The sequence below is a fragment of the Fructilactobacillus sp. X7R9C1 genome (assembly GCF_059901005.1).
Genome location: NZ_JBWXVG010000020.1, coordinates 1 through 4,379 on the forward strand (window position 1 = coordinate 1; position 4,379 = coordinate 4,379).

Here is a 4,379-nt window from a genome sequence, read left to right on the forward strand (position 1 = left end):
ATTCGCATTCCACGGTTTCGAAGATATTATCAGAACCATCTTCTTTGATCGTCACAATAAGAACGTTCACGTTCATGGATACCGTGAAAATGGTGACATTACTACACCATTTGACATGCGTGTCTTGAACCAATTAGACCGATTCAATTTGTCTAAGGAAGTTGTTTCTGATATTCCAGAATACGCCCTTAAGGGTACTGGATTTATCCAAGAAATGAACAACATGCTCGACAAGCACGACCACTACATTAGAGAGTACGGTACTGACTTGCCAGAAGTTGAAAACTGGAAATGGGAACCACTTAAAAAACCAGCTAAGAAATAATTAATGTAACTAATTAATTAGAAAAGAGTGAACTCATATGAGTTCACTCTTTTTGTTTACATATTGAATTCAGGCGGTAGTGGGACAGTAACTTCAAGTGGTTGATGGTAAAACGGTGTCATCATTTGGACCCGCCAAGAATGAAGCAGCATGGGATGATCATGATGACCGTTCGGGTCGTATAAGGGATCGTCAATGATCGGATGACCAGTGGAAGCCAAGTGCACCCTGATTTGATGGGTTCGACCGGTCTGAAGTTGAAGGGCCACGAGGGTTTTGTCTGGATCCGTTTTTATGACCTTGTAATTTGTGATCGCTGATTTAGAATTTGGTCCGTTAATTTTGCGTTTACGCTGGTCGTAAGGATCAAAACCAATTGGCTGATTGATTACTCCCAATTGATTTTTAAAATGACCATGAACCCAGGCCAAGTAAGTTCGCTTGACTGCTTTAGTTTCAATCATTTTGACTAAGATGGGGACCACGGATGGATTCTTGCCGATGATAAGTGCACCACTGGTTTGTTGATCTAAGCGATGAACCATGTAAGCGTCGTTTTGGGGTTGAAGGTAGTTGGCAGCAAAATTAAGGGTGGATCCCATTTCGTGAGGTTGATTGGCATGGGTCTTGTCACCGCGATTCTTGTTAACAATTAAAAAGTCAGAGTTTTCGTAGACAACGTTTAGTGGTTTCGATGAATCTGATGAAACGTGTGGGAACGGGACTTTAAAATCGGTAGCAATAAACTCGAGTGTGACTCGATCATTTTGCTTAACCAGAAAGTTCATGGGCAGGTACTGACCGTTAATTAACACGCGATGATTTTTTCTTAGTGAGAAAATCAAATGCTTGGGAATTAAAAGATATTCGTGCAGATACTCCCGAACGGTTTGTTGATCAAATGATTTGGGGACGGTTAATTCATATTTCCATTTCTTCATAAAATTCCTCAAAATAAAAAACCCACTCAATAAGTGGGTAGAGATTTTGTGACTATTTGACTACTAAGACGTCTTGAGTAGCAGCACGTGTGACGTAGCTAGTGACCGAGCCAACCATCAAACGTTCAACGGCTGAAAGACCAGTAGCACCGATGATGATCAGGTCATCATGGTGATCGCTTGGAAATTCCTTGGCAATGACTTTCTTGGGATTACCAAAACGCATATGAATTGATACGTCGGTTACCCCAGCGTCAATTGCTTGTTGTTTCAAAGTTTCAAGAATCTTCTTTGTCTTGTCAGTTAACTGGTAAACAGCGTCGGCGGTAATTGCATCCCCGTAGCTACGGTTGAATTGGTTAACTTCAATTACATTTAAAATATCTAAGTGACTGTCATTTTGTTTAGCCATTGTGATTGCACGACTCATAACAGGCATTGTATCTTCAGCACCATCCACCGGTGCTAAAATCCTCTTGTAATTCTTGGCCATTTAGCTCACCTCATTTGTTTTCTTATACACTAACTATACCATGTTTTAAGAATTTACGTAACGAATTTAGCTAAAACAAAAATTGTTGGTATCAAATTGAGAAGTTCGTTATACTGAAGCTAAAAGGATGAGTAAAATGAAAAGAAAACAGACGTTAACGTGGGCGTTTATTTCACTGATATTGTTCTGGATTGTAAACATTGTTATGACGATGCCAATCATGAAATTAACGGTCAAGTCGAGTGTCAGTGGCCTAGTTCGCACGTCAGCCATTGCAGCCATTATGTATTTGATTCCGATGATTCTGGTTGCTTTTAAAAGTCGTTTAGGATATTATTTGTTGGCAGCCGTTCAGGTTATTTACACGATTGGGTTAATCGCAGCGATTATTGCGATGATTACCATTAGTCATGCAACATGGCCACTTCGAATTGCCGTCATTGTGCTGGTAATTGGTTCCATTGGTGTAAATATTTACTGGTTCATGATTGCTTATCAGGTCCGAAAGGCAACGACGAAAGAACGTGTGGCTCATTATATGAAGTTTAGAAAATAAAGTTAGGTGAATGAAATGAAAATTGATGAAAAAGAGTTTGTTGAAGCAGCTGGAAATGATGATTTTCAGAAACAGGTGTCGGAAATGTCCCTTAAAAAGTTGCAATCTGACTTAAAGGGAAACTTGAAGAAGATGACTGATTTTATCGCAAGTAATCTGAAAGAAGACAGGATTGCCAGCGCGGAAATCACCGTTTCTGATCATGACATTCAGCTGAAACTGCAGACCTCGGTCATTAATTTACCGCTAGACTACGCTAAAAACATTGCTAAAATAACGGTGGGAGACGGGATAAAATCAGTCAATGTGTACATGATCATTGCTTCTCCCAACGTCAACCGTTCTAAAATGCGAATTGATGAGTTGGCGGATTCAACTAGTTTTGAAAAGGAGCCCGATGGGACTTATTTGGCGCAGTTCGTTGACTGGACTCAGGATAAATTAGATCAGATTGCGGCTAATGAACAGGATGACGCAAGTTCTAAATAGCTTTTAATTACTAATTATGATACAATGAAGGTATGCGACGAGCCGAGCAGACTTTTTAGTCTGATTGTGGGAACCATGTTTATCTGCCGGATTGCAGATGGTTTGATTAGCAGGTGATGTGAACACCTAGTTAGTCCGTCTGACTTGTTCAGATGCCAAAAAGAGCTTCCAACAAAAGTTGGAAGCTCTTTTATTTTGCTAAATAAACGTGATCTTGGATTAAATCGAAGTTTGAATAGTGTTGATTCAGGTTCTTAATGCCCTCGTCATCGTAAAGTTGTGCGTTTTGCCAGAACTCTTTGGAGTCGGTGGCCCCGTTTCTCTCACCAATGACGATTAATTTGATATCACGATTTGACTTTCTGATTGCTTCAAGAAGTTCATTATCGATTGGAATGCCATCTGGAGACCACGACATAATTACGTAGTCAATCTGGTCCTGATACTTGTGAAATGCGTCGAGAGCTGATAACTTTTCCACGTTAGTGACGGGATGTCTGCCAGTTTCGTTCTCGTTTTGCCAATCTAAACTGTCAGTTGCGATGACGTTTGCGTGGTTATCACGGAGTCCCTTTGAGATGTAGCCGTTACCCGCCATTACTTCAAGGGCAGCATTACCATCTAAGTATTTTGCAAGATGGTAGGTAAACGATGAGGAGATGTAGGCCCACATCCCGTATTGATTTTCGAGATAATCACGAAAGTCACGCAAGTGCTTGTCAAGGTTAGAAAGATCGCCTGAAAGCCGGTTCCATTCGGAATCACCGCTACGATCATTCATGGCGTACTTGGAATTGATTTTTTGATAAATCTGGTCCTGAATGTCATCAGGAAGAATCAGCTTGGGCAAATCCTGCGGAAGTCTACCAGCCGTAAGTAATTGATTGGCTGCTAAGACGTTGTTAATTAAGTATTTAATCTCAGGATACTCCCGATACTCGTCACGATACTGTTCCATTTGATGAATGTAAGGTGGAGTCGCCTGTTTCAACTGATGACGTTTTTTGAGTTTTTTTCTGAGTTTACGTTTATCCATTTGATGTCCTTAGTAGTGTAAGTCAAGCGATTCTTGGTGATTTTTGTGGTCATCGTCTCTGTTTTGTTTACCGTGAAGGTAGCCGTTGATAAGTTGAAAAATCTCGTACCGATCGTTGTTATTAATGGCTTCGCCGTTGAAGAAGAGTTGCTTTCCAGAGATAAATAACTTGGAAAGATCGGATTCTTCATGGTCAACTCGGCCACTCAAATAGTCCATTGACACCCCAAAAAATTCAGCTAATTTTTTGACTTCAATGTAAGAAGGATTACGGATTCCACGTTCCCAATTGCCGATCTGTGAGGCGGTATTCTCATGCTCTTTGTCAGTGGGAAACATTGTGTTTAATCCGTTTGCAAGGTCAGTCAATGTGATTTTCTGACCGGTTCGTAAAGCTCTGAGTCTTTCAGGAAACATAGAATCACTCCTTAATACCATTATACTTCATAATATCATCAAAAAGCACGAGTGACTTATTTTAAAATAAAGATTTAAATGTTATTATTTAAATAGATTAAAATGAATTGAAAAGAAAGGAA

The 4,379-nt window shown here is 40.1% G+C and carries 7 protein-coding genes; 3 read left to right on the plus strand and 4 right to left on the minus strand.

What is annotated here, in order from left to right; genetic code table 11:
• On the plus strand, positions 1–325 hold a 325-nt coding region (locus AC6UD0_RS06970), incomplete at its 5' end, for a phosphoketolase family protein (RefSeq protein WP_500708612.1).
• A 56-nt stretch (positions 326–381) separates the two neighbouring features.
• Here the strand turns inward: AC6UD0_RS06970 and AC6UD0_RS06975 are convergent.
• The gene (locus AC6UD0_RS06975; protein ID WP_500707418.1) at positions 382–1,266 is read right to left on the minus strand and encodes an RluA family pseudouridine synthase; all 885 of its coding nucleotides are present in this window, start codon (positions 1,264–1,266) and stop codon (positions 382–384) included.
• Positions 1,267–1,318: 52 nt separating this feature from the next.
• Entirely contained in the window at positions 1,319–1,759 is a 441-nt protein-coding gene (locus AC6UD0_RS06980; protein ID WP_500694084.1) for a universal stress protein, read from the minus strand.
• Between the two features lie 136 nt (positions 1,760–1,895).
• Here AC6UD0_RS06980 and AC6UD0_RS06985 point away from each other — a divergent pair, with 136 nt between their 5' ends.
• Both AC6UD0_RS06985 and AC6UD0_RS06990 read left to right on the plus strand, forming a co-directional pair.
• A complete protein-coding gene (locus AC6UD0_RS06985; protein ID WP_500701272.1) occupies positions 1,896–2,315 on the plus strand; it encodes a hypothetical protein in 420 nt (139 codons plus the stop codon).
• A gap of 15 nt (positions 2,316–2,330) precedes the next feature.
• On the plus strand, positions 2,331–2,804 hold the full coding sequence (locus AC6UD0_RS06990) for a hypothetical protein (RefSeq protein WP_500694082.1): 474 nt from the start codon (positions 2,331–2,333) through the stop codon (positions 2,802–2,804).
• Positions 2,805–2,994: 190 nt separating this feature from the next.
• Here the strand turns inward: AC6UD0_RS06990 and AC6UD0_RS06995 are convergent, their stop codons facing one another.
• Entirely contained in the window at positions 2,995–3,840 is an 846-nt protein-coding gene (locus AC6UD0_RS06995) for an SAM-dependent methyltransferase (RefSeq protein WP_500694081.1), read from the minus strand.
• Between the two features lie 9 nt (positions 3,841–3,849).
• The gene (locus AC6UD0_RS07000) at positions 3,850–4,257 is read right to left on the minus strand and encodes a helix-turn-helix domain-containing protein (RefSeq protein WP_500694080.1); all 408 of its coding nucleotides are present in this window, start codon (positions 4,255–4,257) and stop codon (positions 3,850–3,852) included.
• Positions 4,258–4,379 lie beyond the last annotated feature (122 nt).

Bases quoted from the DNA above. Each gene is read 5' to 3' on its own strand.
- AC6UD0_RS06975 (WP_500707418.1), bottom strand. From the start codon at position 1,266: ATGAAGAAATGGAAATATGAATTAACCGTCCCCAAATCATTTGATCAA.
- AC6UD0_RS06980 (WP_500694084.1), bottom strand. From the start codon at position 1,759: ATGGCCAAGAATTACAAGAGGATTTTAGCACCGGTGGATGGTGCTGAA.
- AC6UD0_RS06985 (WP_500701272.1), top strand. From the start codon at position 1,896: ATGAAAAGAAAACAGACGTTAACGTGGGCGTTTATTTCACTGATATTG.
- AC6UD0_RS06990 (WP_500694082.1), top strand. From the start codon at position 2,331: ATGAAAATTGATGAAAAAGAGTTTGTTGAAGCAGCTGGAAATGATGAT.
- AC6UD0_RS06995 (WP_500694081.1), bottom strand. From the start codon at position 3,840: ATGGATAAACGTAAACTCAGAAAAAAACTCAAAAAACGTCATCAGTTG.
- AC6UD0_RS07000 (WP_500694080.1), bottom strand. From the start codon at position 4,257: ATGTTTCCTGAAAGACTCAGAGCTTTACGAACCGGTCAGAAAATCACA.